Here is a 24224-nt window from a genome sequence, read left to right as displayed (position 1 = left end):
TCAGACATAGTAAAACATGAATACATAAAATTTAATATATGCAGGGGGCGGGCAGCAGGCGAGAAAAAAAGCCCCGTTGTTGAGACCGGGGCAAAGACATCTTGATTACGGAATGATGTTCTCTGGTCATATCGAGAACATGCCACACTATAGTGCTGAAAAGTGCAGTTAAAATGGAGAAATCATGGAGAACGTGGCGATGACCCGTTACCCTTAGACTCTGATGACGTCAAAAGGATCAATGAGATGAGATTTCTGCTTCTGGCGCTGGCGCTTCCCCTGGCCGCCTGCACCGCCAAAACCACGCCACCTGATGCACCGAAACCGCCGCACGTTATCGGTATGGCGAACCCAGCTTCCGTCTACTGTCTGGAGAAAGGCGGGGAACAGGTCCCGGTTCAAAGTCCGCAGGGCGTGCGTACCGAGTGCAAATTACCGGGCGGCGAAGTGATTGATGAATGGACGCTCTATCGTCGCGACCATCCGCAACCCGCCAGGTGACAAAGTAATATTGCCTGCGATACACTTCTCTTTAAGATTATTCTTAGCCAGTTCCTGGCGTTCGTTATCGTGAGAGAAGTATGTTTCAGCTAAAACCGGGCAGCATGGCGATGATCGTTGGCGCCCGCACGGCGTCAGGCCGTCGCAATATTGGTAAATCCGTTGAGCTGTTTGGCCTTTGCCAGCCTGGCCTGCGTTTTGTTAACCCCGTCAACGGCGTGATGACGCAATTACCGGTCACCGCAGATCGCGCGCTTTGGCTGGTGACGGGTGACGTCTACGCCTTTGACAATCAGCATGGCTTTGCGTTTGTCCGCGCCGAACATCTGATGCCGCTCACCCCGGATGAAGCGCCGCAAATTCTGGATGAACTGACGATCGGCTGATCACAGATGGCGCAGCCAGTCGGCTAAGACCAGAGCGTGATTTTGCTCCGTGTTTTTGGCAGCAAAGAGCAGGGTGACGGTCTGCCTGCGCGCCAGCGTCGCCAGACGCACGCCCTCGTCAGCCTGCTGCGCCAGCTCTTCCCGATAGGCCTGACTGAAGGCGGTGAAATCAATCGTGTCGCTGTGAAAGGCCTTTCGTAGTTCATTCGAAGGCGTGAGCGCTTTACACCATTCGTCATACGCGAGATCCGTTTTCTTCAGCCCGCGCGGCCACAGCCTGTCCACCAGTATCCTATAGCCGTCGTCAGGGCTTGCCTGTTCGTATACCCGTTTGCACTGAATCATGATTCCACCCTCCCAATTTAAGGTATTGTGATAATTGCAAAAGATCGGTAGTCTGAGGTTCCTTATGTTATCTGATAATACTCTGGCATAAGGAACCTTTCATGGAACACCTCCCGGTTAAAACAACGCTGCGCATTGCGCTGGTTGGCGATTACAATCCCAATGTTATTGCGCATCAGGCTATCCCGCTGGCCATTGACGACGCCGCTGCAGTGCTTGACCTCACCGCCGATTACGACTGGCTGGCCACGACGGAGCTAACAAGCGCTGAAGATCTGGTGGGCTACGATGCCATCTGGCTGGTTCCTGCCAGCCCCTATAAAAACACGGCGGCCGCTTTTATTGCCGCGCGCTACGCCCGTGAGAACGGCATCCCGTTCCTGGGCACCTGCGGCGGGTTCCAGCATGCGCTGATTGAGTATGCCCGAAACGTGCTGGGCTGGGCTGATGCGGCACACGCTGAGACGGATACCGAAGGCACCATGGTGATTGCGCCGCTGACCTGCTCGCTGGTGGAAAAAACGGATGCCATTGAGCTGCGCAATAATACGCTGATCGCCAAAGCGTACGGCAAGCCCGAAATTGAAGAGGGGTATCACTGTAACTATGGCGTGTCGCCGGCGTTTGCGCAGGCGCTGGAAAGCGGTGATATGCATGTAACGGGCTGGGACGATCAGGGTGAAATTCGTGCCGCGGAGCTGGTGACGCACCCGTTCTTCGTGATCACCTTATTCCAGCATGAACGTGCCGCGCTGGAAGGACGCCCGGTCGTGCTGGTGCAGGCGATGCTGCGCGCAGCGCGCGGGTAAAAAAGGCAGACCCGGTGGTCTGCCTGAGGATTTAACGGGGCGCGATCTCCCGGTCTCGCCCGGCTAACACACCGCAGATAGCCATTATCACAGCGGCCAGCGCACAGCCCAGAAGCGGAATTTGCCAGTCTCCTGCGGTATCGTGAATTTTCCCCATCAGCGGCGGGCCGCAGGCGGCAAGCAGGTAGCCAATCGACTGTGCCATTCCGGAGAGCGCCGCCGCCTGGTGCGCAGAGCTGGCGCGCAGGCCGATGAACGTCAGGCCGAGTATCATTGTTGCCCCTGTGCCAAAGCCAAACATCAGCGTCCACATCACCGCCATTCCGGGCATAAACCATAATCCTGCCGCGCTTATCGCGCACATCAGGGCCACTAAGCCTGCGATCGCTCGCTGATCTTTCAGGCGGTGGAGGATCAGCGGAACGGCGAGTCCCGGCACGGCCGTGGCCAGCTGCAACAGACCGTGCACCGAACCGGCCTGCGCTTCGCTGTAGCCGTGGCTCAGCAATATCGCCGGCAGCCAGCCGATGATGACGTAGTAGATCAGCGAGTTAATTCCTAAAAAGAGCGTCACCTGCCAGGCGAGGGCCGAGCGCCAGAGCGCGCGGTTTTGCAGCGCGCCTGCGCCCGTTACCGTTGCGACGTGTTTCTGACGCCACTGCGGCAGCCAGAGCAGCAGCGCGACCAGCGGAAACGCCATCAGCATCAGCAGCGCGCCATGCCAGCCCGCGCTCCCCTGTGCAAGGGGAACGATCATTGCTGAGCCAAACGCCGCCGAGACGCCCATCGTCAGGGAATAGGCGCCGGTGAGCTTCGCCACCTGGCCCGGAAAATCACGCTTAATTAATCCCGGTAACAGCACGTTCCCGAGCGCAATACCGCAGCCGACGATCGCCGTTCCGATGAAAAGCAAAGCGGCGGAAGGCAGCGAGCGAACGGCAATCCCGGCGCAAATGAGCAGCAGGGCGATAAACAGGCTGCGCTCCATGCCGATACGCCGGGCAACGCCTGCGGCGAGCGGCGAGACAAGGGCGAAAGCCAGCAGGGGCAGGGTGGTCAGCAGACCGGTTTGCGCCGTGCTTAAGCCATAATCAAGACGAATGGTATCGAGCAGCGGCGCTGCGCCAGTAAAGGTGACGCGAAGCGTGGTGGCAATCATCAGGATGCCTGCAATCAACAGCGCGCCGTGTTTTCCTGAGGTGCGAATAGCAGTAGTCATTATGTTCTCATACGTTCAAGCGAGCGCACACAATACCGATTTTCTCAGCGGTTGAAATCAGGCTAAAATGACAGTTTATCGCTCATATCGGACAAACTGATGATTGGTCTGGGACTGGAAGGCTACGATCCGGATAGCCAGTACGATGCAGCCGTCGCATTTCGCATTCAGGTAGTGGCGGAGGAACAATATATTCCGCTTCATCATCACCGTAAGGGGCAGCTGATTCTGGCCCTCGGCGGCGCAATCACCTGTGAAGTGGAAAATGCCATGCTGATGGTGCCGCCCCAGTATGCCGTCTGGATCCCTGGACAGATGCCACACAGTAACAGGGCCACGCCGGGCGCGCAGCTCTGCTTTTTGTTCATTGAGCCGGGGGCTGCCAGCCTGCCCGAGCGCTGCTGTACCCTGAAAATCTCCCCCCTGGTGCGGGAGCTGATTTTATCGCTCGCGGAAAAATCACGTGAACAGCTGCAGCTCGCGGCCACCTCGCGTCTGGTGGACGTCCTGTTTGACGAGCTGCCGCTCCAGCGACAGGAGCATCTGCAGCTGCCCGTGTCGCCCCATCCCAAAATCCGGCTGATGAGCGAGAAGATGGCGGAAGAGCCCGCCGCCTGGCAGACGCTGGCGCAGTGGGCGAGCCACTTCGCCATGAGCGAGCGCAACCTGGCGCGGCTGGTAGTGAAGGAGACCGGTCTGAGCTTCCGCCGCTGGCGTCACCAGCTGCAGCTGATTGTGGCGTTACAGCATTTAATAAGCGGCAAATCGGTGCAGCAGGTGGCCCAGTCACTGGGCTATGACTCGACCACCGCGTTTATCACCATGTTCAGGAAGGGACTGGGCCAGACGCCGGCGCGTTATATGGCCAGCCTGACTACGACTTCCCAATAAACAGCGAGACAAGGCCTGCCGCAATCAGCGGGCCGACCGGCACGCCACGAAAGAGCGCCACGCCCAGCACGGTGCCCACCAGCAGACCCGCCACCAGCGAGGGCTGGCTGCTCATCAGCATGACGCCACGACCGCCCAGCCACGACACAAATATCCCCACCGCGATCGCCACCAGCGATTTCCAGTTTACAAACGAATGCAGCAGCGTGGAGGCGGGAAGCGTGCCGCTGGCGATGGGCGCCATTACCCCGATGGTTAAGATGATGATCCCGATGGTGAGGCCTTGTTTTTCTATCCATGGAAAAAAGGTATTTAACGGGGTCACGCGCAGAATAATCAGCACCAGAATCGAGATGGCAACGGTGGTGTTATGGCTGATAAAGCCGAGCGCGGCGAGTGCCAGAAGAATGAGCAGAGTAGGGTCAAACATAGGGAATCCTTGCCAGAATAATGGTCCTGTTTACTGTACGCGCAAACGCGGCAGAGAACAGTGTTAAAAAGATTTTATCGTTGTCATAACCTTGTCATTTACGCGGATTAAAACGAAAGCAGATATCGCAAAAGGGTCGCCATCATGAACGATCACATGTTTGTGGAAACGCTGATTATCTCCTCATCGTTTTTCGCTATTGCCGTTATTCTTGTTGCCTCCGTGCTGTTCCTGGAACGAAAAGGCTGACAGGGCGTCAGCCGTTGCAGTTAGGCTTTATGGAAGGTGACGAGCTCAGGACGGGCGATGCGCAGGTAATCCTGGGTATCCATAATCACGGATTTCTCCAGCAGGCCGGCGTTAAACGCGATTTCGTCAAAGCGCTCGAACAGCAGCGGGTCGGCAACCAGCGCCAAATCAGGATGGAAGCTAAAGGGCGGGATAGCGCCGAAAACGCAGGCGGTCAGGGCATCGACTTCGGCCGGGCTGGCGAGGGAGGCCTTTAGCCCGCCAAAATGGCTGGCAAGCTGGCTCAGGTCAGCCTGCAGGTCGGCGGCGAGGATCGCCAGAACATGTTTCTTTACGCCGTTTCCCTTCACCTTGCAGACCAGGGCTTTAGCGCCTTGCCGCAGGTCGGTTCCGCGAATTTCACTTACCGCTTCACATTTCCCGACCGCCTCGTGCTCCATGACGCGAAAACGCGCGCCCTGCTCGGTGAGTAAGGTAATGAGCTGCTGGTGGGTTCCTGTTCCAATAACGTCGTCAGTCATAACGATTTTCCCGGTGATAATCCAGTATGCAGGGGTCTACATTAGCACGGGATGAACGGGGTCGAAAGAAAACAGCCAGCGGGTTCGCTGGCTGTGGGATTATGCATTGCTGGTAGCAGACTGCTTGTGGAACAATTCGATGATTTTTATTTTATTGTTTTATAAGGTTAATTTTTATTCCCCAAATCATCCCCAAAACAAATCCCCAAAACTCATATAACGCCAGCTTATCATTTGGCACTTTCTAAAAGTTATCTATCTCGCTAAATCACAAGTTTGTTCCACTCCAGACCCCGATCATCTCCATACATTGTGCTCATCGCTTCAGTTTTATGGCCAAGCAAAGTTTTGACATCAATACCCTGTGCTTTATAGGTTCTAGATGAAAGCGAACGCTGCTCATGAAATGGGGGCAGGGCAATACAATCCTTTGGCCAGTCAATATTTGCTTTATCTCTCGCTTCTTTGAAATACTTAGATATTGTTTTTTCAGGAACGTGAGAACCAGCTTTACCGTAAGCATGATGTTTCACGTGGTGTATCATATACGGGCTCACAACTCTGTCTCGACACTTACTTATTACTTCTGCAAGCGTCATGCCAATAGCATCACACCGTAAATTTAAAGGAATAGCTAACTTCATTCCTGTTTTACTTTGGGTTATATGAAGATGATTATCCCATATATCGCTAAACTTCATCGCCACTATGTCGCCAATACGTTGACCCGTCACCAAAGCCAATAGCATGGAATTCTGAGCGCATGGTGGCAATGTTCCCGCGCTTTCATAGATTAGCTTCCATTGTTCGATACTGAGCCTGCTTCGCTTTACCTTTGCTATCGGATTTTTAACTGCTAAAGCAGGATTGTAGCCGGGTTCAACCTCACCAGCATGTTGAGCCTCTTTAAATACGTCGTTAAGCACGCTCCTAATCAGCTGACCCATTCGATGTTTACCTTCAGACTTATATTCATCAATAATTTTTGCGATTAACTTCGTGTCAACATCTTTTAGGCGAACGTTAGGAGCTCTGTCAGCCAGAACTTGAGCACATAACCTCCTAGATTTTACGGTCGGTTTTTTTATTTCTCCGTCACGCATCCTTTCCATCTGAATATCTACGTACCTTTTTATCCAGTCTGCGACTCGAATTCCTTTCTCTTTCTTATCTGTCTTCTTAATGGCCATATCGATAAGAGCGAAGGATTGACGTGTTTCCTGCTCAGATGTTATCCGATTTAACTCCGTAGCAGCAGCTTTGGCTGCCTCTTCATCTGTTCCAAAACCAACAAATGTTCCAGTGACAGGGTGGCGATATTGCCAGTAGATTTTTGATGTACGTTTATCCAACTTGCAATACAGGTTAGGTATTTTAACGTTATGCTTTCTGGGGCGAGCTGCCATTTATTGCTTTCTCCACTAACTGGCGAGCCTTGTCTGATAATGATGATGAAATATCAACATTGCTTACCATGCCAATAAAACGAGCGTCCTCATCTATAACCCAGCGGCGACCTTGCTTTAAAGCTGGTGGGAAAGTTTGCTTGGTCTTGGCTATTTTGTTTAGTGCTGAGTTGCTTAATGGATATTTGAACCCATTAGGACCCGAAGCCCACTCATGTAGTGTTACTAACTGCCCCATATGTTGCTCTCCACTTAACCGGCTGCACCCGGCTATCTCTTATAGAAAATGCAAGATGAACAACCACCACGAAGCCCATCATTGCAGGTACGACATCTTTTTGTTTCGGTGTAATAGAGCTGGTGGACCATCTCCTTCGGCATGAGAACCGGCATCGGCACGCGGATAACCAGCTTTTTGAGCCTGTCGATTTCTCCGGCCAGTTCCAGCAGACGGGAGCGGCAATCTTCCGCCTCCTCGCGCCACCAGGCCACGTCGGCTTTAAGGCGGCGCATGCGCCGTTGTTTGAGTTTGCTCACCATGGCAGCCGCCCAATACCCTGAAGTGCTCCGATGACCAGCAGCACGAACGTCACGAAATCGAATGGGTTAGCCATGATTAAACACCCCTTTAATCGCACCCCAGGCAAGCTCAAGCAGAGATGCCCAGGCAACGTAAAGGTGAACACCGGCGGCTAAACCAAAGCCAATTATCATTGCGTATTTAAAAGCTTCGGATTTACTCACGGCTTCACCTCCTGCTGCAGTGCTGCTGCAATCATCCGGCGATAGACATCATACGTTCCAAATTGCTCATCACCAGCCTCAAGCATTTCATGAGTAGGCTCCTCTGGCACCATAACCCAACCATCCGGAATCACAGGAGAGTTGCCATCGGCACCATGAAGCATGGCGGCGCGAATAGTTCTGGCGATGCGTTCACGTAGCTGCTGTGTGCCGTGGTACTCGACAGCGATATCGCGCAGCTCATTTACCAGCTCACGAATCTGATGGTCTTTCATTGCTGCCGGCGCTGGCGGTGCTGCATAAAGCGCCTGACAACTCCACCCAGACCAGTGAGCACCTTCAGCTCTCTCATCATCTTCAGGGCGAACAAGCGTTACTTCGCTCGGGTGTTTCCTGTGTGACCACAGCCATGCAACGGGCTCAGCGTTAATGGTTACTGGCGCGGGCGGGGCGGTGAATAGCGGCTTAATTTGCATGGCTGTATCAGCCTTGTACGCAATCGCCTGTGTCATGTTTTCCAGAAGTTGCGTGCCAACCATATACGCCACAGGCTCCGCTTCGAGCGATGCCAGCGCGACTTCAGCCAGGCGCTTTACTACTTCCGGTGGAGCGACTCGGTCATTTAGATAATCCCACTTTTCTGTGATTTTATTCCCCGCCATGCCGTGACATTTCCGATCGTTCTCCAACTCTTCATTCAGGTCGTCTACCGACTCGATAATTCCGGTCAACTGCTCTTTGGTGAACTCTTTGGTAATAGTGCTCATGCTGTCGCTCCTTCCTGATACCGTTCAAACCAGAACACAACCGGCTTATTGATTACTTCAACCAGGCCAAAGCGCTCCGCCGTTCGGAAATTTACGCTGTATGCTCGCGCGCGCTCCGCCTGTGCCTCTATCTGTTCGCGGAATCCTTCAACGGTGAAGGTAGCTTTAAACAGATTGCATGGAGCGCAGGCTGGGAACAGATTTTCGATAGCGTCATTCTCCGGTCGCCAGAACTCTCCCGTTGCGACGGTGCATCTGGTTCCATCAGTATGTCGCTCGCCGAATTCCCACTTACGCAATGCCGCCTCGACGTGGTCAGCGTGCCAGCCTTTTTCCGGCAAATCGCACCCACAGTAAGCACAACGGCCGCCGAACTTCATGCGCAGCACCGCGCGCTGTTTTTTCGTCAGTGCCATGCTCACTCTCCTTCGCCGGCGGCGGCGCACAGACCTTGTTTGCCGATAATCATGCTGCCCATCCCCTGCGTTTGTGTCCAAGTGCGTAGCGCGCTTCAATTGGGTCATCTTCTTCATAATCACCATTGACACTGGCAACCATGGCTTTGCAGCACTCGTTACAGCAGCGATAAGACATTAACTCACCATCAAATTTCCACGTTGAGCTGCGGTGAACCTCACCCTTCAAAACTGGCCCGTGACAGATATGGCATTTATATTCACCGCGACTGATAACTATTTTGTTTGAAAGCTCTGTGTCACCAGGCGTGCCAAAGTCGCCCTCGAAGAGGTCAAAATCCAGCGCATCTTCCAGCGACTGTTTGTCGATGTTGCTCATTGGGCGGCTATTCATCGCTATCACCCTCGCTGCAAAAGTGGCGACCTTCTGGGTCAGCGCTTATGTGTCCGCAGATATCGCACTCTATGCCCTCACCACCAGGCCATTCTTCCATATCATCTTCATGCTTGCAGTTACGGCACAGATGCTGTCCTTTCCACATATCCTCTTTGCAGCGCGGGCACCGGTCTAAATCTTCGTCTTTCATTCTTCACGCGCCTCGCAGGTGTGTGTCTCTGGCTCATCAGCCTTGTAGTAACCGCCGCAGATTGTGCATGGCACTACCGGAACCTCATCGTAATTTGTTGTTCCTGTAATCATGACGTTGCTCCATGGCGATGAGCGGCGATAGCTTTGTGCTCGTCGATAATTTCCAGCACTTCTGCATGGACCAATCCTTCGAGAGAGATAACACCTGTGTCGCTTATACCTGCCAGGCTGATAAGCTCTACAAGACGACGCGCTTTCTTAACGCTAATTTCTGGCGCTATAACGCTGCGGGTGACTTTCTTCTTACCTCTGGCAGCAGCAGAAGCTTTGTCCTTCTGAAGAACCTCACCTGCCTTTTCACCAAACTCTTTTACTCGGTCAACGGCCACATCTACGGACACGGTTCCGGATTTAACTTCTTTCTGAACGTCGTGGTTAGCTGTGCTAAGGAGCAGAAGCTTTTCGACAGTAGGAACAGATTTGTTGACCAGTTTTGCGATCTCGCTGGTGGTCTGGTTGAAGGCGTTATGCAGCTCCTGGATAACTGCAGCCTGCTCCATATCGGAGAGCGGGAGCTGGTTGTTACTGGTCATGATGCGCGCCAGACGCTGAACATCGCTACCGTTGAACGGCATGATGTGGATGCGGTCCACTGGCTTGCCTGCTTCAGCACAGCGCGCATAGCAGCGACGACGGCGGTGACCTTCTACAACCCACACACCACCTTCATCACGTGCGATAACTTCCAGCGGTGGAACTGATCCGCCGTTCATCAGGTAGTTGAACAGGTCATCATCAGCCTGGCGGGTGCGTTCATCGTCTTCACGCTTGTTGAAACCTTCACGAACGTGGATATCTGAAAGAGCGATAAACATCCCGGTATCGGTGCGCTTAATTACACCGGCCTTGGTCATTTGCTTGAATGAGTTAGCCATTAGAGAACAACCTCGTTATTCAGGGAAATGACGACACGAGGCAGCTCACGGAGTTCTCGCTGAGCTTCCAACAGGTGCAAGTTGGTAGGCGTTTTTGTGTAGCGCTCTTCGATACGGTCACACTCTTTGGCCCAGCTGGTGACATCCTCACGTAGCGTAGCGTTCTGCTCAGCCAGTTCTTTCCGCTGCGCCATCGCTTCACACAGCGCGACGCTGGTATAGTCAAGGCGGTTAGCCAGTTCGTTAACCATCCAACCATAAGCGGCAGGAAGGAGAGGGGCTGCCTTACGAGCTGCGTCAATAAGCTGCTCTCTGGTCATGCGTGGTTGTAACTCGGTGACGTTCTGTGTGTTCGTCATGGTTAGTTTCTCCGTGTTATAAGCGCTCTGCACAGCGCTGATTTTTGGTTGCACGAATCCCTCGCCGGATGGCGACAAAAATTAAAGGGTTTTCGTTTTAGTAAGCACCCAACCAGGGCACTTAGTGAAACGGGCGGCTGCCACCGCCAGTCAGCTTCTCCACAATTGGGAGCGCGTTCCCCTGAGGTTGATTTAACGACTGAGGTCTCTCAAAGAACCGGCTGAACGCGCTTTCAGTTGTGTAAAAGGGGCGGTCGACATTAAGGACATTCACAACTGCCGACCGCCAAGACTACACACAGCATCTGGTACAGCTACTACGGTTTACCACGCTGGCTACGTGATACTGGCGCGGCATGCAGGATTCGAACCTGCGACCCACGGCTTAGAAGGCCGTTGCTCTATCCATCTGAGCTAATGCCACAACTGGAATCGCACTCCGCCAGTTAACAAACCGATCCCCATCAGTGAAAGAGGAATGCGCTTTCATGTTGTGTGCCGGTCTTTCCCGGCTGTCAGTTCTTTATTGCCATTTGAACTCATCGGCCTAACGAGTTTTAACGACCTTTCCCTTTTGCATAATCTTGTCGCGGCGGTTATCGCTGCCGAAGCGCCACTGTCCAGGACATTTAAAAGGACCGTCTCCAAGTGGTAACTCTTCCAGTCCCGCTAAGCACCCTGCTAGATGCTTAACGTGAATGGCTGCCCTCGTCTCTTCCGAGGTGTCACACCTGATCGCCACGCTGGTGAAACGTCTCTGGCTGTCGTACACAACTGGCTTGCACATTCCGGCTACCCGCTGGATCGGGATACTGCCTAAGGAATCCCCGGACCGCTGCGGCACATGTGCCATATACCGTACTGCTAACCTACCGATGGTCTTAAACATCATCACCCCGGCGCATATTGAGTATCACCAATAGTGATTAAGTGGTCAACACCTGTAGTGATAAAAATATCATCAGTAGTGTTAACTTTATGATTGTTAAGGTGAAAAAAGATGCAAAAAAAAAGGAGCCGGATGGCTCCTTATTCGAAGATATTTTCAGGCCATTGGGCCTTAACAACTTTGCCTATTATCCTGCAATTCTCATTACATTCAATGGCCTGATAGCGAGGGCTGGGGTTTAGAGGTTCAAGCCATGGCTTCCCATCTTCTCGAACAAATTTTTTAAAAGTGACCTCTGAATCGTTGAATATACCTGCGACACAGAAATCACCAGGCTCAACATCCTGCTCAGGATCTATGAGTATAAGCATTCCCTCAGGAAAACTCGGTTTTACTCCTGGCGGGGCAGTCATCGAATGACCTGATACCTCAAGCCAAAAGGCAGAATCACTAGCTTTAACAGTTGTTGAAACCCATTCCTTCGCGTCTCGTTCTGTGTATGTACTAACCGGGCAAAATGAGCCAGCCTGTACTTCGGTTAATAGCGGGTACTCATATACAGAGGAATGATTCCTTCCGTTCGCAATCGCCTCAAACATAGCTGATATCTCAGCTGCTAGGGATGGGCTGAAATCATCGACTTTTACTCCGAGAATTTTAGCGAACTGTGCAGCATGGGTAGCGTTGATAGCATTTGTGCCATTCAGTAACTGAGCGACACCACTTTGCCCCATACCCATTTGTTCAGCCAAAGTCTCCTGTGAGAGCCCCAGCGCTTTTTTCTTGGACTCAAAGATAGCTTTCAGCCTGTTGGCATCGGCGATTTGTTCGGCGGTCAATGGTTTCTTTTTCATTCTCATAATTTATCACCGCACGGCATAATCACCAATCACCGCTAGTGTTGACATATTTATCACTAGCAGTGATACTCCTTATGTGCAAACCACGAGGAAAACCAATGAAGATTATTCCGCTCTCTGAATATGTTTTGGAAAACGGTCAGGCCAAAACCGCTGAGGCTCTTGGGGTATACCAAAGCGCCATCAGTAAAGCCCTCAAGCGTAATCGCCGGGTAAATATCCTAGTAAACGAAGACGGGAAAATTGAAGCCGAGGAAGTTCGACCATTCCCTAACAAAAACAAACCTATTGATCCTGACGTTGCAGTAACACCGTAACCCAGTAACCAGCATTTCGTAACTACCAAAGGGAAAACAACATGGTAGAGCAAAGCCTGAAAGAAGTAGTAAAAGCGATGTGCAAAGCGTACCCAGGTGGCCGTGAGGCTATGGCCGGTGCTCTTGGCATGTCCGTAACGCAGTTCAACAACAACCTGTACGAGAAGAACGGCTGCCGCTTTTTCGAAGTGAACGAGCTGGAGGCGATGGAGGACATTTCAAACACGTCTCTCCTTGCAGATTACTTTGCCCGTCGTCGCGGCGCATTGCTGGTGGATGTTCCGCATCTGGAAGACCTGGACCGTGTCGACTTGTTTGATCGTGCAATGCGTACATCAGCTGCCCGTGGACGTGTCGACACCGTTATTCAGAAAGCACTGGAAGACGGAGTGATAGAACCTCATGAAGCGGAAGAAATTAACGAGTATCACCGCCGCCACCTGGCTGCGCGTGAAGAAGAAATCCGCGCGATTGTCGCGCTGTTTAGCCGTAAGAAAAGCCAAAAAAAGTGACGCCCGCGAGTGTGCAGCTCCGGGCGTCTTGGCGTGTCGTATTCAGTGGAGAAACTAACGCATGAACAGTTTAAACCGATTGAGACCAGCTAAGCAATTCCGATGCCTTCCGCTGGTGGGGAAAGATTCCCCGTTCGGCTATGTGGAGAGATTAAACGACCAGGCTGTCGCGAACAACTACCAGCCTGAGAACGCGATGGTAGAGGCTTTTGCACAGATGAACGAGAAGGGGCGTGAGGAGTGGCTGAAGTTAACCGGCGATTCAAAGACCACTACGGCGTCCCTGTCCGTGTCATCAGATGGGAGCCACAGACTCGACGCGTTATATACCTTCGCGAAGGGTACGATCATGAGTGCTTCAGCCCTCTTGAGCAATTCCAGCGTAAATTTACAGAGTTAAAGGACGACCATGAGCACTAAATTAACCGGTTACGTTTGGGACGCTTGCGCTTCTTCAGGTATGAAGCTGTCCAGCGTTGCCATCATGGCGCGCCTGGCAGACTTCAGCAGTGATGAAGGGGTGAGCTGGCCTTCTATTGCTACCATCGCGCGCCAGATTGGTGCTGGTGAGAGCACGGTTCGCACAGCTATATCTCAGCTGGAAAAAGACGGCTGGTTAACCCGCCAGCAGCGTCGTAAAGGCAACCGCAATGCATCGAATGTTTACCAGCTCAATGTTTCGAAATTACAGGCAGCTGCCTTTTCTCACCTGTCAGAATCTGACGCGTCAAAATCTGATGCATCAAAATCCGACCCGTCAAAATTTGATGCGTCGAAAAACAGTAATAATGGCAGTTTTCACCCGTCAGAATCTGGTGGGGATCCGTCAGTAAAATCAACTACAGATCCATCAGATAAAAAACCTTCTTGTCAGGTTGCCCAGCAACCCGACGATTTGAGTTCTGGCAAGGAGAGTGATCCTGACGTTTTGCTGACTGACAATTCCAAATCGGTACTGAAACATCTCAACCAGGTGAGCGGTGCGCGCTTCCAGAACTGCCCTGCATCGCTGGATAACATCCGGGCAAGACTTCGTGAGGGCTTCACTCCTGAAGAACTCATGCTGGTGATCGACTACAAGAACGAGCACTGGAAAGGTCTGGAGGACTATCAGTACATGCGACCAAAGACTCTGTTCACTCCGGGGAAATTCCCAAGCTACCTGCAGATTGCTACTCGCTGGAATGCGAAAGGCAGGCCAAAACGTGAGGACTGGGATGCAGCCCGAAAAAACAATTCGCTCACCTTCGGTGGACCCGACAAAGCAATCCCGGCAGGTTTCAGAGGAGCTAAGCCATGAGCCTCTTGAAAGACATTCAGATTTTCATCGCCGCTAACCCTGGCTTAACGAACAAAGAGATTGCGGCATCAATGCTACAGTACGACGTTCATGCTGTTCAGCGCGGGGTATGCCACCTAGTCAAACTGAATCGCGCTACCCGCCAGCACAACGGCAAATGCTACCAGTATTTTGCTAAAGCGCCGGGTGGGGATGTGAGTGAAGAACGTTCTGCACTGAAAATTAACCGAGCTGACGCACCATCTGCATCAGAACAGGATGCCGCACCGAACCCGGCAGTAAACGCGATGATGGAAAAAGCTCAAGGCCTGTTTGAGAAGGGGCTCTTCCAGCGTGCGGCCACGGTTCTGATGGAAGCATTCAATCGCTCAAAAGACGAAGAGCAGCGAATGAAGATACTGATTGAGCGCCAGCGTTGCCTGAGCATGGTACCGAAAGTCAAAACGCCTACTGACGCATGGTGTCTGGCAGGTCAGGGGAGGAATATCTGATGAAATACTCTCTGATTTATGCAGACCCAGCCTGGGAATACGGGAACACCGTCAGCAACGGTGCAGCCACCAACCACTACGGCACGATGAAGCTGATCGACATGAAGCGTCTTCCTGTGTGGGACCTTGCTGCGGATGATGCCGTTCTGGCTATGTGGTTCACCGGCACACATACCCGAGAAGCGATTGAACTGGCTGAAGCATGGGGCTTTAAGGTCCGCACGATGAAGGGCTTTACCTGGGTGAAGTTCAACCCGCTGGCAGAGCAGCACATCAACAGAGCTCTTCAGGCTGGTGGAGTGGAGGACTTTTACGACTTCCTCGACCTGCTGAACGTCCAGACCCGCATGAACGGTGGTAACTACACCCGAGCAAATACGGAAGACCTGCTGATAGCCACCAGGGGGAATGGACTTGAGCGCCAGTGTGCCAGCATCAAGCAGGTTATCTACAGCCCACTCGGGGAGCACAGCCAGAAGCCAGCAGAGGCACGTTTCCGTCTGGAGAAGCTTTACGGTGACGTTCCGCGTATCGAACTGTTCAGCCGTTGCGGTGCGCCAGGCTGGGACCACTGGGGTAATCAGGCTGAGTCAGCTGCAGTTGAATTGATTTCCGGCGTGGCTGTTCCGGTGGCAGATAACCGGGAGCATACAGCATGAAGAAGCTATCAACCGAGCAGGAGAACGCGGTTCGTGACGTTGCCCGTCAATGCTCCGATGCCATTAAGAAAGCCTTGAAGAAAAAGCCAAAGCCAAGCTGGAACGTCGTTGTACCTCCGATCCTGAAGGAGTACCACGAGAAGGTGAAACCGATGGGCGTAAGTCTGGTGATGTTCAACAGCGTAATCGGACGCCTGAACGGGCGTTATGGAGTCGAGTCATGATCGAATTAACGCCGCGCCAGAGTGAAGTTTATGAAGCTATCAAGGTTCACATTGAAAAGGTTGGCTTCCCACCAACTTTGATAGAGCTTGCTGAACTGATTGGTTGCTCATCGCAGAACGCTGCTGCTGAGCATGTGAAGGCGATTCAGAAGAAGGGTTACATCACCGTTGCTCCTGGCGCTGCCAGGGGCATTAGCGTCGTCAAAACAGAACTGGATGCTGATCCGGTAGCGATCATTAAAGGTCTGTTATCCGGTGGAGACAAGGCAAGAGTTAACGCTGTTGAATGGCTGAAAAAGCAGGGAGTGACTGTATGAAACTGGTGCTCCCGTTCCCTCCAAGCGTAAACACCTACTGGCGAGCCCCCAATAAGGGACCGCTGGCAGGACGCCATCTCATCAGTGCTGCTGGCCGCAAATATCAGAGCGCTGCTTGCGCTGCGATTATTGAACAATTACGCCGCCTGCCTAAACCAACCACAGCGCCAGCGGCGGTTGAGATCATTCTCTATCCACCAGATGCCCGCCGCCGTGATATCGACAATTACAACAAGGCGCTTTTTGATGCACTGACACATGCTGGCATCTGGGAGGATGACAGTCAGATTAAACGAATGCTGGTGGAGTGGGCACCGCAGGTACCTGGCGGGAAGGTTGAAATAACGATCACCAGCTATGTCGAAAATGGCAGGCAAAATAGCAATGCATTGGTGCGCGAATGAGTGTTAGATTAAAAAGTGTCAGCGAAGCGGGAGTGCAGACCCGCTCGCACTACAACAAGTGGAGAAACATATGAATCAGTTATTCGTAATTGATGGCGTTTCCGTACGCCGTGATTTTGATGGTCGTTACTGCCTGAATGATTTGCATCGTGCGGCGGGAGGTGAAAAACGTCACCAGCCTTCCAACTGGTCCTGTCTTACCCAAACGCAAGAACTCATCGCTGAAATTTCGAGCGCTCCTGGAATTACAGGAGCGGCCCCGTTGGTCACCCTTACTGGTGGTGTTAACCAGGGGACATTCGTCTGCAAGGAGTTGGTTTATTCCTATGCAATGTGGATCAGCCCGAAATTTAACCTCAAAGTCATCAGAACGTTCGATGCCGTACAGAACCCTGCATCCAATGCGCCGACATCCGACAAAATTCAGGCTGGCGTGATCCTGCTTGAATCGGCGGCGAAAATGCTGAACCTCTCAAACTCTTCAAGGCTCGGTGCTTATCAAAAACTCCAGCAGGTAGCTGGTCTTCCAGATCTGATGCCGCATTACGCGATCGATGCACCTGCCGGTGCGCAGGATGGGTCCAGCCGTCCCACACAATCACTCAGCGCTCTGCTTAAAGCAAAAAACATCCGCATCACCGCCAATCAGGTTTATCACATGATGTCCCGCTTTGGGATTGTGGAACAAAAAGAGCGAAACAGTCGGTCTGGAGTGAATGGTGTTAAAAAGTTCTGGTCACTTACTGCCAAAGGCTGCATGTATGGCAAGAACATCACCAGTCCTGCGAACCCGCGAGAAACTCAGCCTCATTTCTTTGAGTCGAAGTTTGCGGAGCTTCTTAAAATAATCGACATCGTAGCCTGAGGTAACAGTGAGAGCATTACTGACACCTGAAGTTGCACCAATGTCCGGGGTGGTACTGTTCCGCCCAGGTAACGAATTGCTGTGGCTGTTTCGTCGTGGCCGGGTGGTGATTGAAACGCCTTCCGAAGCAATAAAGCACCTACCATCTGGCCTTATTCCAGAAGCGCACCAGCCACTGACAGATGATGTCAGTATGCAGGAGCTTTTCCTGAACGAGAGGGTTATTCAGCGTGCTGGCGGTCTTAGCAGTCTTGATGCCTGGCTTGAGCGTAAATTCGAATGTCAGTGGCCCCACAATGACTGGCACTCAAAGGACTTTACGGTGATGCGTCACGCACCCGGGAGCATTCGCCTTTGTTGGGGATGCGATAACCAACTGCGTGAACAAACTACTGAAAGACTCGCAGGAATTGCCATGCAGAACCTGGTAAAATGGTTACTCGGAAGGGTGAATATTATGCTGGGATTCAGCGAAGACCACACCCTGACGCTTCCGGAATTCTGCTGGTGGATGGTACGCAACGATCTGGCTGACCTTATTCCTGAACCAGTGGCGAGCAAAGCCCTCAGGATTAAGCCTGAATCGCACAGTTCCGTAATGAGGGAAAGCGACATTGTTCCGTCGTTACCGGCGACTGAAATCCTCCAGGAGAAGGTGAAGAAGGTTGTCTCCGTTAAGGTAGACCCTGAGTCACCGGAATCTTTCATGCTTAGGCCAAAGCGCCGCCGCTGGGTTAATGAGAACTGGACACGCTGGGTAAAGTCCCAGCTTTGCGTCTGCTGTAACAAGCAGGCAGACGACCCCCACCACCTGATAGGCCACGGGCAGGGTGGAATGGGAACAAAAGCGCACGACCTGTTTGTGATACCGCTGTGCAGAGCGCATCACGATGAGTTGCACGCTGATCCTGTGGCATTTGAAGCGAAGCGCGGCGACCAGTTAACGCTGCTGTTTCGGTTTTTAGATCGTTCGCTGGCAATCGGCGTACTGGCGTAAGTGGAGACGCAAATGATCAATCCTTCAGAAGTTGGCAAATCCGGCGAGATGGTTCGCCTTCGCACTCTCGAAAGCATCTGGGTACAGGGCAAGCTCCGCATGTGGGGCCGCTGGTCATATATCGCTGGCGGCTCTGGCGGAAACATGTTTAACCAGCTGCTGGCATCCGGGAAAATCACCAAGACCGCAATCAACGATGCGTTGCGCCGAATGAAGAAATCCGGCATCACTAAACCTGAGCTGGAAGCTTACCTGCGCGAAATCCTAGACAGCAAAAACAAAACAGGACTCGCTTTCTGCTCAGACGAAGAAGGCCTTAAGGTGGATGGTGTTATTGCTTCGGTTCTGATGAATGATGAATACCGTGGGTTGTATGGGGTAATCGTTGACCGTCACCGGCTGCGTAAGAGCAAACTACAGATGGCTAACGAGCTCAATGCAAAACACCCTGACTGGACCTTAATCACATGCCGCCGCCGGATCGATACATGGGTAAGTTTGGCAGAATCGATCCTGTACGCTCCACTTTGTGATGCGTTTGCCACAAATAGCGACAGATTTAAGTTGCATAGTGAGCAAGAAAGTGCTTAAATTGTGTTACGCTCGGGACAGTAAAGCGTACTGAGCAACAGAACAAAACATAAACCCGCCACTGCTGCGGGTTTTTTATTTTAAGGGCTGCCTATGGGCGGCCTTTTTTGTTTCCCCTCATCACTGAGAGGACTCACGGCAATAAGAGGGGGCTAAATGTCCTATCCTGTTTCTGGCACTACGGTAGTTGATGGTGGACTGACGGGCCAGCAAGTTTTGCTTCGCAACCGGGCTTTCACGAAGGTGCATTGCACCAGTAGTCCCGCTGAAATATCGTCGAGTTCACCTGATTTATTCAATCCTGACCTACTATATGAAGGTCGATGTGATACGGACCTGGCTTATGTCTTGTGTTGAGAATTTGTTGAGCCGCTATAAGTTAACCTGCTTGCAGTAAACTAGCAGGGGAATTGTGTTGTTAAAGACTCTCAAAATACTGGCTTTAGTGATCTGTTTTGTGGTTAGCTGTGCAATGTACTTTCATCTCTATTTAGTGATGAATAAGAATTGTATTGGGAATACCGCAGAAGAGGTGACCTATGGGCATCTGGAAGATTGCCCTGATACTGACTGCCAGCCTTATAGCTGGAGTTGTTATTTACATTGATGTTATCTCGGATTTCATTGCCGATGCCAATTTCCTTCACCTTCCTTAGATGTTTTTGCGTGAGCGCTGCTTTTTGCAAAATTGCTGTGTGAAAATACTGACCTTTGGGTTCAGCGCTCATCCAAAAGCATCTCGTGAAATCCAGTTAACCTCGGGTGGTTTGTTGGATGAGGTGCCTCAAATTTAACTAGCCTCACTTCGGTGGGGCTTTTTCCTTTCTAAGGCCGCCATCAGGAAACAATGACTAATCCCATTGACCGCAGGAATAAGTTCAGCGTAATTTATTTCTGTGGTGAATCCTTTCTAAGCGAAAGGGCGTTCCAGTCAACTGCTATCTGCAGGTATGCGCGCGGCTTTGCTGACTGGAGGAGAGTCACCGGGAGGCACCCGGCACCATGACAACAACAATAAAAGATTCAAATTCCTTGAGAGCCTGCCATAAAACGCAGGCCTTTTTTTTATGGTTTTGCAAACTGCTGCTACGCTTGAAATGTGTGTTGAAGGTAATTGCCTGATGGTTCTCCTGAACCGTTGTGAACCAGCCCGATACTGTCTCACTCAGGTCAGTTAGCAAGACTCACGACTACCTACCTTACTTACTAATAGTCACTCATTAGCCCGCCTTCAAAAGCGGGCTTTTTTTATTCCCCTCATCACTGAGAGGATTCACGGCAATAAGAGGGGGACTAGATGTCCGATCCTGTTTCTGGCACGACAGTAGCGGCTGGTGGTCTGATGGGGGCCAGCATGTTCGGCCTGGCAACCGGCATAGATTACGGTGTGGTGTTTGGCGCATTCGCTGGCGCGGTGTTCTACGTCGCTACGGCGGTTAATATCAGTCGCCTTAAGTTGGTGGGCTACTTCATCACCTCATTCATCTTCGGCGTTATCGGCGCTCCACTGCTTGGCTCTTACTTCTCCAAATGGACGGGGTATAGCGACAGGCCACTTGATGCGCTGGGCGCGGTAATCGTTGCCGCTATTGCTATTAAGCTGCTGACGTTCGTCAACAGTCAGGATTTGGGTAGCCTGTTTGGAATTCTCTCGCGTTTACGTGGTGGAGGGGCCAGCAATGGTAACAAGTGATCCGAGTGCGATGGCAAACGCAATTATCTCTGCTGTTATCGTTATTGCACTGATGTTCTACCAGCGCGGCGGGGCGCGTCATCGCCCTCTGATATCGCTGATGGCTTATTTCACGGTGCTGGTTTACGCCAGCGTCCCTTTCCGTTACCTGTTCGGCCTGTACCATGAATCGCACTGGTTCGTGGTGCTGGTGAACGTCCTGATATGCGCCGCCGTTCTCTGGGCTCGGGGAAACGTGGCGCGCCTGGTTGATGCACTGAGGCACTAATGAACCAATCACAATTTCAAAAGGCGGCTGGGCTAAGCGCCGAGTTAGCTGCGCGCTGGTTTCAGCCAGTGAGTGATGCGATGAAAGAGTTCGGTATCACCAAGCCGGTAGACCAGGCGATGTTCATCGCTCAGGCAGGTCATGAATCAGCTGGCTTCACTTTGCTGGTGGAAAGCTTCAACTATCGCATTGCTGGACTGGTTAACTTCATCCGTGCGGGACGCCTCACTGCAGACCAGGCTAACGCGCTTGGCCGTCGTCCTGAAGAACGCACTTTACCGATTGAGCGCCAACGCGCCATTGCTAACCTGGTATACAGCAAACGCATGGGGAACAACGCTCCAGGCGACGGCTGGTTATACCGTGGGCGTGGACTTATCCAGATTACCGGCCTCAACAACTACCGTGATTGCGGGAACGGCCTGAAGGTTGATCTGGTTAAGCAGCCTGAGCTATTGGCCGAAGATGTTTATGCAGCCAGAAGCGCAGCGTGGTTCTTCGTGACTAAGGGGTGTCTGAAGTATTCCGGCGACCTGATGCAGGTGACGAAGATTATCAACGGCGGAACGAACGGACTGGAAGATCGGCGAGCTCGCTTCGGCCAGGCTAAAACGGTGCTGGTATGAAAAAGTGGCTGCGAATCCTACTCCCGCGATGGGAGACAGATACGGTTGTTCTTCAGGAAAAAGGCAATGAGATTCATATCATCTGCAGCTATGACGATATCGATCCCGGCGAGATGTTTGACGGTATGTGCGAGCTTAAGACCTTCACCTGGCTGAACTGGTCTTTCCCGTCAGGTGAGCCTATGAACGTTCGATCCTTTGAACCGAAGGTGGAAGCATGAGCACAGTGCAGTTAATCATCTCGGTAGCTGTTGCCATTCTTGGTGCTATCGCTGCTGCTTTTGGTATTGGTCATTCACGCGGTACCAGCAAAGCGGAAGCCAAAGCCGATCAGCAGCGCACCGAAGAAAAGGCCGCAGCCACTGAAGCAGTAGCCGAACGCCGGGTAGAAGCAACGAAAGAGGCCAGCAATGTACAGCAGAATGTTAACCGCATGCCTGATGACGATGTTGATCGCGAGCTGCGTAACACGTGGAAGCGCGGCTCATAAGGGGTGAACATGAGGAAAACAATCGACTTAACCGGCGTTAAGTTTGGCAAGCTGACTGTGCAGTCCTACGCCAATAAGGATAAATCGGGCGTTTCTATGTGGTTGTGCGGTTGTGAGTGTGGAACAGAAAAAATAATCAGGTCAAACGCCTTGCGCTCTGGCAGGACACAATCTTGCGGTTGCATGTCAGGTGTAAAACACGGGCATCGCAGACCGTCAGAAACTTCTCCCACTTATATCAGCTGGCTGTCAATGCAGCGGCGCTGCAATTATCCCAGCGATGCGTATTACGGAGATTATGGTGGTCGCGGAATTTCAGTTTGTGAGCGTTGGGGCAATTTTGAAGCTTTCCTGAAAGACATGGGCGAGCGTCCAGCAGGTCATACACTTGATCGGATTGATGTAGATAAGGCGTACTCACCAGAAAATTGCCGATGGGCGACACCAAAAGACCAGGCAAGAAACCGACGAAGTAACCATATGCTTGATACACCAGCAGGTCGAATGTGCATTACCAAAGCAGCAGAAACCTATGGTGTAAAAGTAAAGACAATCGCGCACCGATTGAGCAGGGGATGGAGTGTTGAAAAGGCGCTGCTAACTCAACCATGGCAGGGCAACAATGAGTAAATATTTCATGTTTATCTCTATGCTTTCCGTGTCAGCATTGGCTGCTGGCTGTGTTGGTGGTCCTCCAAAGCCCAGCTATGTTTTCGTCCACGATTCCTGTGACTGGGTTAGGCCACTTTATCTCACCGATCACGACATCGACGTTATGGACCGCCAGACGAAGAAAGACATCCTGGCACATAACAAAGCATGGCAGGCAAACTGCCAGAAAGAAACCAGAGCCTCGCAATAGCGGGCCTTTTTACTAACCGAGGAAACCAAATGTCCGTTCGCGCTAAATTCCGCTGCCACTTCATTCAGAAAACAGAAGACGATTCACACCGCACAATCTACATGAGTCCTGTAACTGCAGATACCACCGAAAACAAGTCGTGGTCAAAGTACACACCTGGCGGCCAGCTGCAGATGGTCATCTCGAACCCTGCAGCGTTCGAACACTTCGAGCAAGGCAAAGAATACTTCATCGACATTCAACCGGCGAAGTAGCCAGTACAAAGCTCACCTGCTGGTGGGCTTGATAATGGTATAATCCAAGCCTTCAACAACATTGGTGGGGGTTAAAATGCGCATAAGCACTTTAGTGAAAACAATTACTATATCCAACTCAATAGCTGGCGAACATAAGTTTGAGATTTACCAATGCGAAAATGAATTTTATACGGATATCTCAAAGAAAAACACCAATGGCTTATGGGTTGTGGTCAAGGATGACTATGGCTTAATTCGCGCTCTGGATGTCGATGAGGCTGCAGAGTGTTGTCTTAAGTATGTCGAAAACATTGAGGTCGATATGAGATCCTCACCAATTCTCTGAAAGTAAGCCACACTTTCGCCGCCTACGGGCGGTTTTTTGTTGCGATCACCATGGGCATTACAGCAGGCATTCAATGAGTGTCTGTGATAATGCTATTGTATTCCCTTACTGTAATGAAGGGATTTTTATGAAAATTGACCATGAGTACCTTAAAGGTTTGCTAGAGGCATTCGAGGCATCAGAAGGCCCACAAACTGATATTAATAAACTGAAAAAACAGGGTTACGATTACGCTACTGATCAATTTCTTTTTCATATGCGCCTGCTGGATGATAGAGGTCTGATTTGCCAGAGCGATGGATCAAGTGGTTTTGGGGTGGCTGAATCAATCGATGGCTATGTCTCCTGGGCTGTTATGCCATTAAGGTTAACTGCTGACGGTCATGATTTCCTGGAAGCGATAAAAAACAAAGAAGTCTGGAATACGGTTAAGTCTGGTTTTAAAGATGCCAGTATGGGAACGCTTGTTGATGTCTCTAAACGCTTACTGGATGGGTTCATTCAGAAAAAAATAGACAACATTCTCGGTTAGAAACAACCACCACCGCTGGTGATAATTAAATCGGAATGATACGCCTCGCTTATGCGGGGCTTTTTTATGCGCATCGCACGCGCACATATAAGAAAGTCTTTCAGCTGTGAGCCTGGGCAACCGTTAACTTTCGGAGGCTTTGCCGTGCAATAAAGCTTTACTAAACAGCATTCAGAAT

The 24224-nt window shown here is 51.6% G+C and carries 40 protein-coding genes and 1 tRNA gene; 25 read left to right on the top strand and 16 right to left on the bottom strand.

Annotated features, from left to right (window positions below; translation table 11 throughout):
* The first annotated feature begins 246 nt into the window (after positions 1-246).
* Both ACHH0Z_RS22275 and ACHH0Z_RS22270 read left to right on the top strand, forming a co-directional pair.
* Positions 247-501: a DUF333 domain-containing protein gene (locus ACHH0Z_RS22275; protein WP_008500743.1), complete on the top strand. Its 255-nt coding sequence runs from the start codon at positions 247-249 to the stop codon at positions 499-501.
* Positions 502-581: 80 nt separating this feature from the next.
* Positions 582-887 carry a hypothetical protein gene (locus ACHH0Z_RS22270; RefSeq protein WP_008500742.1) on the top strand — a complete coding sequence of 102 codons (306 nt, stop codon included), beginning with the start codon at positions 582-584 and terminating at the stop codon, positions 885-887.
* Here ACHH0Z_RS22270 and ACHH0Z_RS22265 read toward each other — a convergent pair whose 3' ends face one another.
* Positions 888-1232 (bottom strand): DUF488 domain-containing protein, encoded by a 345-nt coding sequence (locus ACHH0Z_RS22265; RefSeq protein ID WP_023292705.1) that lies wholly within the window; start codon positions 1230-1232, stop codon positions 888-890.
* 101 nt (positions 1233-1333) lie between these two features.
* Between ACHH0Z_RS22265 and ACHH0Z_RS22260 the strand changes: the two genes are divergently transcribed.
* Positions 1334-2041, top strand: coding sequence for a CTP synthase (locus tag ACHH0Z_RS22260; protein ID WP_021241044.1), 708 nt, complete (start codon positions 1334-1336; stop codon positions 2039-2041).
* Positions 2042-2072: 31 nt separating this feature from the next.
* On the opposite strand, the gene ACHH0Z_RS22255 is transcribed toward ACHH0Z_RS22260, so the two are convergent.
* Positions 2073-3260 carry a CynX/NimT family MFS transporter gene (locus tag ACHH0Z_RS22255; protein WP_021241045.1) on the bottom strand — a complete coding sequence of 396 codons (1188 nt, stop codon included), beginning with the start codon at positions 3258-3260 and terminating at the stop codon, positions 2073-2075.
* A 99-nt stretch (positions 3261-3359) separates the two neighbouring features.
* On the opposite strand from ACHH0Z_RS22255, the gene ACHH0Z_RS22250 reads away from it, so the two are divergent.
* The gene (locus ACHH0Z_RS22250; RefSeq protein WP_008500738.1) at positions 3360-4151 is read left to right on the top strand and encodes a helix-turn-helix domain-containing protein; all 792 of its coding nucleotides are present in this window, start codon (positions 3360-3362) and stop codon (positions 4149-4151) included.
* Here ACHH0Z_RS22250 and ACHH0Z_RS22245 read toward each other — a convergent pair.
* Positions 4135-4581: a DUF441 domain-containing protein gene (locus ACHH0Z_RS22245; RefSeq protein ID WP_045406583.1), complete on the bottom strand. Its 447-nt coding sequence runs from the start codon at positions 4579-4581 to the stop codon at positions 4135-4137. The genes ACHH0Z_RS22250 and ACHH0Z_RS22245 overlap by 17 nt on opposite strands.
* Positions 4582-4725: 144 nt before the next feature.
* On the opposite strand from ACHH0Z_RS22245, the gene yoaI reads away from it, so the two are divergent.
* Positions 4726-4830, top strand: a complete 105-nt coding sequence (yoaI, locus tag ACHH0Z_RS22240) for a small membrane protein YoaI (RefSeq protein ID WP_010430055.1) — start codon at positions 4726-4728, stop codon at positions 4828-4830.
* 20 nt (positions 4831-4850) lie between these two features.
* On the opposite strand, the gene ACHH0Z_RS22235 is transcribed toward yoaI, so the two are convergent.
* The 12 genes from ACHH0Z_RS22235 to ACHH0Z_RS22180 form a co-directional block, all read right to left on the bottom strand.
* Positions 4851-5351, bottom strand: coding sequence for a YbaK/prolyl-tRNA synthetase associated domain-containing protein (locus ACHH0Z_RS22235; RefSeq protein ID WP_008500735.1), 501 nt, complete (start codon positions 5349-5351; stop codon positions 4851-4853).
* A 263-nt stretch (positions 5352-5614) separates the two neighbouring features.
* Positions 5615-6757 (bottom strand): phage integrase Arm DNA-binding domain-containing protein, encoded by a 1143-nt coding sequence (locus ACHH0Z_RS22230; RefSeq protein ID WP_045406581.1) that lies wholly within the window; start codon positions 6755-6757, stop codon positions 5615-5617.
* On the bottom strand, positions 6732-6995 hold the full coding sequence (locus ACHH0Z_RS22225; RefSeq protein ID WP_008500733.1) for an excisionase: 264 nt from the start codon (positions 6993-6995) through the stop codon (positions 6732-6734). Before ACHH0Z_RS22225 ends, ACHH0Z_RS22230 begins: the two co-directional genes overlap by 26 nt.
* A gap of 32 nt (positions 6996-7027) precedes the next feature.
* Positions 7028-7297: a hypothetical protein gene (locus ACHH0Z_RS22220; RefSeq protein WP_032675115.1), complete on the bottom strand. Its 270-nt coding sequence runs from the start codon at positions 7295-7297 to the stop codon at positions 7028-7030.
* 66 nt (positions 7298-7363) lie between these two features.
* On the bottom strand, positions 7364-7501 hold the full coding sequence (locus tag ACHH0Z_RS22215; RefSeq protein ID WP_045406579.1) for a hypothetical protein: 138 nt from the start codon (positions 7499-7501) through the stop codon (positions 7364-7366).
* Positions 7498-8268 (bottom strand): hypothetical protein, encoded by a 771-nt coding sequence (locus ACHH0Z_RS22210; RefSeq protein ID WP_052672902.1) that lies wholly within the window; start codon positions 8266-8268, stop codon positions 7498-7500. The genes ACHH0Z_RS22215 and ACHH0Z_RS22210 overlap by 4 nt, the downstream gene beginning before the upstream one ends.
* A complete protein-coding gene (locus ACHH0Z_RS22205) occupies positions 8265-8684 on the bottom strand; it encodes an HNH endonuclease (protein WP_045406577.1) in 420 nt (139 codons plus the stop codon). Before ACHH0Z_RS22205 ends, ACHH0Z_RS22210 begins: the two co-directional genes overlap by 4 nt.
* Positions 8685-8733: 49 nt before the next feature.
* Positions 8734-9063 carry a hypothetical protein gene (locus tag ACHH0Z_RS22200; RefSeq protein WP_045406574.1) on the bottom strand — a complete coding sequence of 110 codons (330 nt, stop codon included), beginning with the start codon at positions 9061-9063 and terminating at the stop codon, positions 8734-8736.
* Between the two features lie 317 nt (positions 9064-9380).
* Complete coding sequence (locus ACHH0Z_RS22195; RefSeq protein WP_045406569.1) at positions 9381-10208, bottom strand: hypothetical protein; 828 nt, start codon at positions 10206-10208, stop codon at positions 9381-9383.
* Complete coding sequence (locus tag ACHH0Z_RS22190; protein ID WP_241772290.1) at positions 10208-10567, bottom strand: hypothetical protein; 360 nt, start codon at positions 10565-10567, stop codon at positions 10208-10210. The genes ACHH0Z_RS22195 and ACHH0Z_RS22190 overlap by 1 nt, the downstream gene beginning before the upstream one ends.
* A 347-nt stretch (positions 10568-10914) precedes the next feature.
* A tRNA-Arg gene (locus ACHH0Z_RS22185) sits at positions 10915-10991 on the bottom strand.
* A 605-nt stretch (positions 10992-11596) separates the two neighbouring features.
* Positions 11597-12316, bottom strand: a complete 720-nt coding sequence (locus ACHH0Z_RS22180) for a LexA family transcriptional regulator (protein ID WP_045342780.1) — start codon at positions 12314-12316, stop codon at positions 11597-11599.
* Between the two features lie 98 nt (positions 12317-12414).
* Between ACHH0Z_RS22180 and ACHH0Z_RS22175 the strand changes: the two genes are divergently transcribed.
* The 12 genes from ACHH0Z_RS22175 to ACHH0Z_RS22120 all read left to right on the top strand — a co-directional run bounded on the left by ACHH0Z_RS22175 (position 12415) and on the right by ACHH0Z_RS22120 (position 18993).
* Positions 12415-12633 (top strand): Cro/CI family transcriptional regulator, encoded by a 219-nt coding sequence (locus tag ACHH0Z_RS22175; RefSeq protein ID WP_045342779.1) that lies wholly within the window; start codon positions 12415-12417, stop codon positions 12631-12633.
* Between the two features lie 41 nt (positions 12634-12674).
* A complete protein-coding gene (locus tag ACHH0Z_RS22170; RefSeq protein ID WP_045406564.1) occupies positions 12675-13145 on the top strand; it encodes a YmfL family putative regulatory protein in 471 nt (156 codons plus the stop codon).
* Positions 13146-13385: 240 nt separating this feature from the next.
* Positions 13386-13565: a DUF4222 domain-containing protein gene (locus ACHH0Z_RS22165; RefSeq protein ID WP_072050651.1), complete on the top strand. Its 180-nt coding sequence runs from the start codon at positions 13386-13388 to the stop codon at positions 13563-13565.
* Entirely contained in the window at positions 13555-14445 is an 891-nt protein-coding gene (locus ACHH0Z_RS22160) for a conserved phage C-terminal domain-containing protein (RefSeq protein WP_045406558.1), read from the top strand. The genes ACHH0Z_RS22165 and ACHH0Z_RS22160 overlap by 11 nt, the downstream gene beginning before the upstream one ends.
* Entirely contained in the window at positions 14442-14936 is a 495-nt protein-coding gene (locus tag ACHH0Z_RS22155) for a hypothetical protein (protein WP_045406556.1), read from the top strand. Before ACHH0Z_RS22160 ends, ACHH0Z_RS22155 begins: the two co-directional genes overlap by 4 nt.
* Positions 14936-15595 (top strand): MT-A70 family methyltransferase, encoded by a 660-nt coding sequence (locus ACHH0Z_RS22150; RefSeq protein WP_045406553.1) that lies wholly within the window; start codon positions 14936-14938, stop codon positions 15593-15595. Before ACHH0Z_RS22155 ends, ACHH0Z_RS22150 begins: the two co-directional genes overlap by 1 nt.
* Positions 15592-15819, top strand: a complete 228-nt coding sequence (locus ACHH0Z_RS22145; protein WP_023293907.1) for a hypothetical protein — start codon at positions 15592-15594, stop codon at positions 15817-15819. Before ACHH0Z_RS22150 ends, ACHH0Z_RS22145 begins: the two co-directional genes overlap by 4 nt.
* Positions 15816-16136, top strand: coding sequence for a LexA family transcriptional regulator (locus ACHH0Z_RS22140; protein ID WP_032634993.1), 321 nt, complete (start codon positions 15816-15818; stop codon positions 16134-16136). The genes ACHH0Z_RS22145 and ACHH0Z_RS22140 overlap by 4 nt, the downstream gene beginning before the upstream one ends.
* The gene (locus ACHH0Z_RS22135) at positions 16133-16540 is read left to right on the top strand and encodes a RusA family crossover junction endodeoxyribonuclease (RefSeq protein WP_032634995.1); all 408 of its coding nucleotides are present in this window, start codon (positions 16133-16135) and stop codon (positions 16538-16540) included. Before ACHH0Z_RS22140 ends, ACHH0Z_RS22135 begins: the two co-directional genes overlap by 4 nt.
* A gap of 70 nt (positions 16541-16610) precedes the next feature.
* Positions 16611-17405, top strand: coding sequence for a KilA-N domain-containing protein (locus ACHH0Z_RS22130; RefSeq protein ID WP_023330784.1), 795 nt, complete (start codon positions 16611-16613; stop codon positions 17403-17405).
* Between the two features lie 7 nt (positions 17406-17412).
* Entirely contained in the window at positions 17413-18402 is a 990-nt protein-coding gene (locus ACHH0Z_RS22125) for a DUF968 domain-containing protein (RefSeq protein WP_045406549.1), read from the top strand.
* 12 nt (positions 18403-18414) lie between these two features.
* Positions 18415-18993: a DUF1133 family protein gene (locus ACHH0Z_RS22120; RefSeq protein ID WP_045406547.1), complete on the top strand. Its 579-nt coding sequence runs from the start codon at positions 18415-18417 to the stop codon at positions 18991-18993.
* Between the two features lie 461 nt (positions 18994-19454).
* Here the strand turns inward: ACHH0Z_RS22120 and ACHH0Z_RS22115 are convergent, their stop codons facing one another.
* Entirely contained in the window at positions 19455-19721 is a 267-nt protein-coding gene (locus tag ACHH0Z_RS22115) for a hypothetical protein (protein ID WP_126325667.1), read from the bottom strand.
* Between the two features lie 569 nt (positions 19722-20290).
* Here ACHH0Z_RS22115 and ACHH0Z_RS22110 point away from each other — a divergent pair.
* From ACHH0Z_RS22110 to ACHH0Z_RS22075, 8 genes are all read left to right on the top strand, one after another.
* Positions 20291-20686, top strand: a complete 396-nt coding sequence (locus ACHH0Z_RS22110) for a phage holin family protein (protein ID WP_022648767.1) — start codon at positions 20291-20293, stop codon at positions 20684-20686.
* Positions 20673-20954 carry a phage holin family protein gene (locus ACHH0Z_RS22105; RefSeq protein ID WP_022648766.1) on the top strand — a complete coding sequence of 94 codons (282 nt, stop codon included), beginning with the start codon at positions 20673-20675 and terminating at the stop codon, positions 20952-20954. The genes ACHH0Z_RS22110 and ACHH0Z_RS22105 overlap by 14 nt, the downstream gene beginning before the upstream one ends.
* Entirely contained in the window at positions 20954-21580 is a 627-nt protein-coding gene (locus tag ACHH0Z_RS22100) for a glycoside hydrolase family 19 protein (RefSeq protein ID WP_045406545.1), read from the top strand. The genes ACHH0Z_RS22105 and ACHH0Z_RS22100 overlap by 1 nt, the downstream gene beginning before the upstream one ends.
* Positions 21577-21801 (top strand): hypothetical protein, encoded by a 225-nt coding sequence (locus tag ACHH0Z_RS22095; protein ID WP_045406543.1) that lies wholly within the window; start codon positions 21577-21579, stop codon positions 21799-21801. Before ACHH0Z_RS22100 ends, ACHH0Z_RS22095 begins: the two co-directional genes overlap by 4 nt.
* Positions 21798-22070 (top strand): hypothetical protein, encoded by a 273-nt coding sequence (locus tag ACHH0Z_RS22090; RefSeq protein ID WP_045406541.1) that lies wholly within the window; start codon positions 21798-21800, stop codon positions 22068-22070. The genes ACHH0Z_RS22095 and ACHH0Z_RS22090 overlap by 4 nt, the downstream gene beginning before the upstream one ends.
* Positions 22071-22079: 9 nt before the next feature.
* Positions 22080-22700, top strand: coding sequence for a hypothetical protein (locus ACHH0Z_RS22085; protein WP_032624433.1), 621 nt, complete (start codon positions 22080-22082; stop codon positions 22698-22700).
* A gap of 261 nt (positions 22701-22961) precedes the next feature.
* Complete coding sequence (locus ACHH0Z_RS22080) at positions 22962-23186, top strand: hypothetical protein (RefSeq protein ID WP_045406538.1); 225 nt, start codon at positions 22962-22964, stop codon at positions 23184-23186.
* Between the two features lie 455 nt (positions 23187-23641).
* Positions 23642-24046 (top strand): DUF2513 domain-containing protein, encoded by a 405-nt coding sequence (locus ACHH0Z_RS22075; protein WP_045406531.1) that lies wholly within the window; start codon positions 23642-23644, stop codon positions 24044-24046.
* Positions 24047-24224 lie beyond the last annotated feature (178 nt).

The organism is Enterobacter cloacae complex sp. 2024EL-00227, from assembly GCF_043945315.1.
GTDB classification, from domain to species: Bacteria; Pseudomonadota; Gammaproteobacteria; order Enterobacterales; family Enterobacteriaceae; genus Enterobacter; species Enterobacter roggenkampii.
The sequence above is the reverse complement of the archived record's forward strand: the minus strand, read 5'-3'. Positions and strand labels throughout refer to the sequence as shown.

Excerpts from the sequence above, each read along its gene's own strand:
- ACHH0Z_RS22275 (WP_008500743.1), top strand. The coding sequence starts at position 247 with ATGAGATTTCTGCTTCTGGCGCTGGCGCTTCCCCTGGCCGCCTGCACC.
- ACHH0Z_RS22270 (WP_008500742.1), top strand. The coding sequence starts at position 582 with ATGTTTCAGCTAAAACCGGGCAGCATGGCGATGATCGTTGGCGCCCGC.
- ACHH0Z_RS22265 (WP_023292705.1), bottom strand. The coding sequence starts at position 1,232 with ATGATTCAGTGCAAACGGGTATACGAACAGGCAAGCCCTGACGACGGC.
- ACHH0Z_RS22260 (WP_021241044.1), top strand. The coding sequence starts at position 1,334 with ATGGAACACCTCCCGGTTAAAACAACGCTGCGCATTGCGCTGGTTGGC.
- ACHH0Z_RS22255 (WP_021241045.1), bottom strand. The coding sequence starts at position 3,260 with ATGACTACTGCTATTCGCACCTCAGGAAAACACGGCGCGCTGTTGATT.
- ACHH0Z_RS22250 (WP_008500738.1), top strand. The coding sequence starts at position 3,360 with ATGATTGGTCTGGGACTGGAAGGCTACGATCCGGATAGCCAGTACGAT.
- ACHH0Z_RS22245 (WP_045406583.1), bottom strand. The coding sequence starts at position 4,581 with ATGTTTGACCCTACTCTGCTCATTCTTCTGGCACTCGCCGCGCTCGGC.
- yoaI (WP_010430055.1), top strand. The coding sequence starts at position 4,726 with ATGAACGATCACATGTTTGTGGAAACGCTGATTATCTCCTCATCGTTT.
- ACHH0Z_RS22235 (WP_008500735.1), bottom strand. The coding sequence starts at position 5,351 with ATGACTGACGACGTTATTGGAACAGGAACCCACCAGCAGCTCATTACC.
- ACHH0Z_RS22230 (WP_045406581.1), bottom strand. The coding sequence starts at position 6,757 with ATGGCAGCTCGCCCCAGAAAGCATAACGTTAAAATACCTAACCTGTAT.
- ACHH0Z_RS22225 (WP_008500733.1), bottom strand. The coding sequence starts at position 6,995 with ATGGGGCAGTTAGTAACACTACATGAGTGGGCTTCGGGTCCTAATGGG.
- ACHH0Z_RS22220 (WP_032675115.1), bottom strand. The coding sequence starts at position 7,297 with ATGGTGAGCAAACTCAAACAACGGCGCATGCGCCGCCTTAAAGCCGAC.
- ACHH0Z_RS22210 (WP_052672902.1), bottom strand. The coding sequence starts at position 8,268 with ATGAGCACTATTACCAAAGAGTTCACCAAAGAGCAGTTGACCGGAATT.
- ACHH0Z_RS22205 (WP_045406577.1), bottom strand. The coding sequence starts at position 8,684 with ATGGCACTGACGAAAAAACAGCGCGCGGTGCTGCGCATGAAGTTCGGC.
- ACHH0Z_RS22200 (WP_045406574.1), bottom strand. The coding sequence starts at position 9,063 with ATGAGCAACATCGACAAACAGTCGCTGGAAGATGCGCTGGATTTTGAC.
- ACHH0Z_RS22195 (WP_045406569.1), bottom strand. The coding sequence starts at position 10,208 with ATGGCTAACTCATTCAAGCAAATGACCAAGGCCGGTGTAATTAAGCGC.
- ACHH0Z_RS22190 (WP_241772290.1), bottom strand. The coding sequence starts at position 10,567 with ATGACGAACACACAGAACGTCACCGAGTTACAACCACGCATGACCAGA.
- ACHH0Z_RS22180 (WP_045342780.1), bottom strand. The coding sequence starts at position 12,316 with ATGAGAATGAAAAAGAAACCATTGACCGCCGAACAAATCGCCGATGCC.
- ACHH0Z_RS22175 (WP_045342779.1), top strand. The coding sequence starts at position 12,415 with ATGAAGATTATTCCGCTCTCTGAATATGTTTTGGAAAACGGTCAGGCC.
- ACHH0Z_RS22170 (WP_045406564.1), top strand. The coding sequence starts at position 12,675 with ATGGTAGAGCAAAGCCTGAAAGAAGTAGTAAAAGCGATGTGCAAAGCG.
- ACHH0Z_RS22160 (WP_045406558.1), top strand. The coding sequence starts at position 13,555 with ATGAGCACTAAATTAACCGGTTACGTTTGGGACGCTTGCGCTTCTTCA.
- ACHH0Z_RS22155 (WP_045406556.1), top strand. The coding sequence starts at position 14,442 with ATGAGCCTCTTGAAAGACATTCAGATTTTCATCGCCGCTAACCCTGGC.
- ACHH0Z_RS22150 (WP_045406553.1), top strand. The coding sequence starts at position 14,936 with ATGAAATACTCTCTGATTTATGCAGACCCAGCCTGGGAATACGGGAAC.
- ACHH0Z_RS22145 (WP_023293907.1), top strand. The coding sequence starts at position 15,592 with ATGAAGAAGCTATCAACCGAGCAGGAGAACGCGGTTCGTGACGTTGCC.
- ACHH0Z_RS22140 (WP_032634993.1), top strand. The coding sequence starts at position 15,816 with ATGATCGAATTAACGCCGCGCCAGAGTGAAGTTTATGAAGCTATCAAG.
- ACHH0Z_RS22135 (WP_032634995.1), top strand. The coding sequence starts at position 16,133 with ATGAAACTGGTGCTCCCGTTCCCTCCAAGCGTAAACACCTACTGGCGA.
- ACHH0Z_RS22130 (WP_023330784.1), top strand. The coding sequence starts at position 16,611 with ATGAATCAGTTATTCGTAATTGATGGCGTTTCCGTACGCCGTGATTTT.
- ACHH0Z_RS22120 (WP_045406547.1), top strand. The coding sequence starts at position 18,415 with ATGATCAATCCTTCAGAAGTTGGCAAATCCGGCGAGATGGTTCGCCTT.
- ACHH0Z_RS22115 (WP_126325667.1), bottom strand. The coding sequence starts at position 19,721 with ATGAGCGCTGAACCCAAAGGTCAGTATTTTCACACAGCAATTTTGCAA.
- ACHH0Z_RS22110 (WP_022648767.1), top strand. The coding sequence starts at position 20,291 with ATGTCCGATCCTGTTTCTGGCACGACAGTAGCGGCTGGTGGTCTGATG.
- ACHH0Z_RS22105 (WP_022648766.1), top strand. The coding sequence starts at position 20,673 with ATGGTAACAAGTGATCCGAGTGCGATGGCAAACGCAATTATCTCTGCT.
- ACHH0Z_RS22100 (WP_045406545.1), top strand. The coding sequence starts at position 20,954 with ATGAACCAATCACAATTTCAAAAGGCGGCTGGGCTAAGCGCCGAGTTA.
- ACHH0Z_RS22095 (WP_045406543.1), top strand. The coding sequence starts at position 21,577 with ATGAAAAAGTGGCTGCGAATCCTACTCCCGCGATGGGAGACAGATACG.
- ACHH0Z_RS22090 (WP_045406541.1), top strand. The coding sequence starts at position 21,798 with ATGAGCACAGTGCAGTTAATCATCTCGGTAGCTGTTGCCATTCTTGGT.
- ACHH0Z_RS22085 (WP_032624433.1), top strand. The coding sequence starts at position 22,080 with ATGAGGAAAACAATCGACTTAACCGGCGTTAAGTTTGGCAAGCTGACT.
- ACHH0Z_RS22080 (WP_045406538.1), top strand. The coding sequence starts at position 22,962 with ATGTCCGTTCGCGCTAAATTCCGCTGCCACTTCATTCAGAAAACAGAA.
- ACHH0Z_RS22075 (WP_045406531.1), top strand. The coding sequence starts at position 23,642 with ATGAAAATTGACCATGAGTACCTTAAAGGTTTGCTAGAGGCATTCGAG.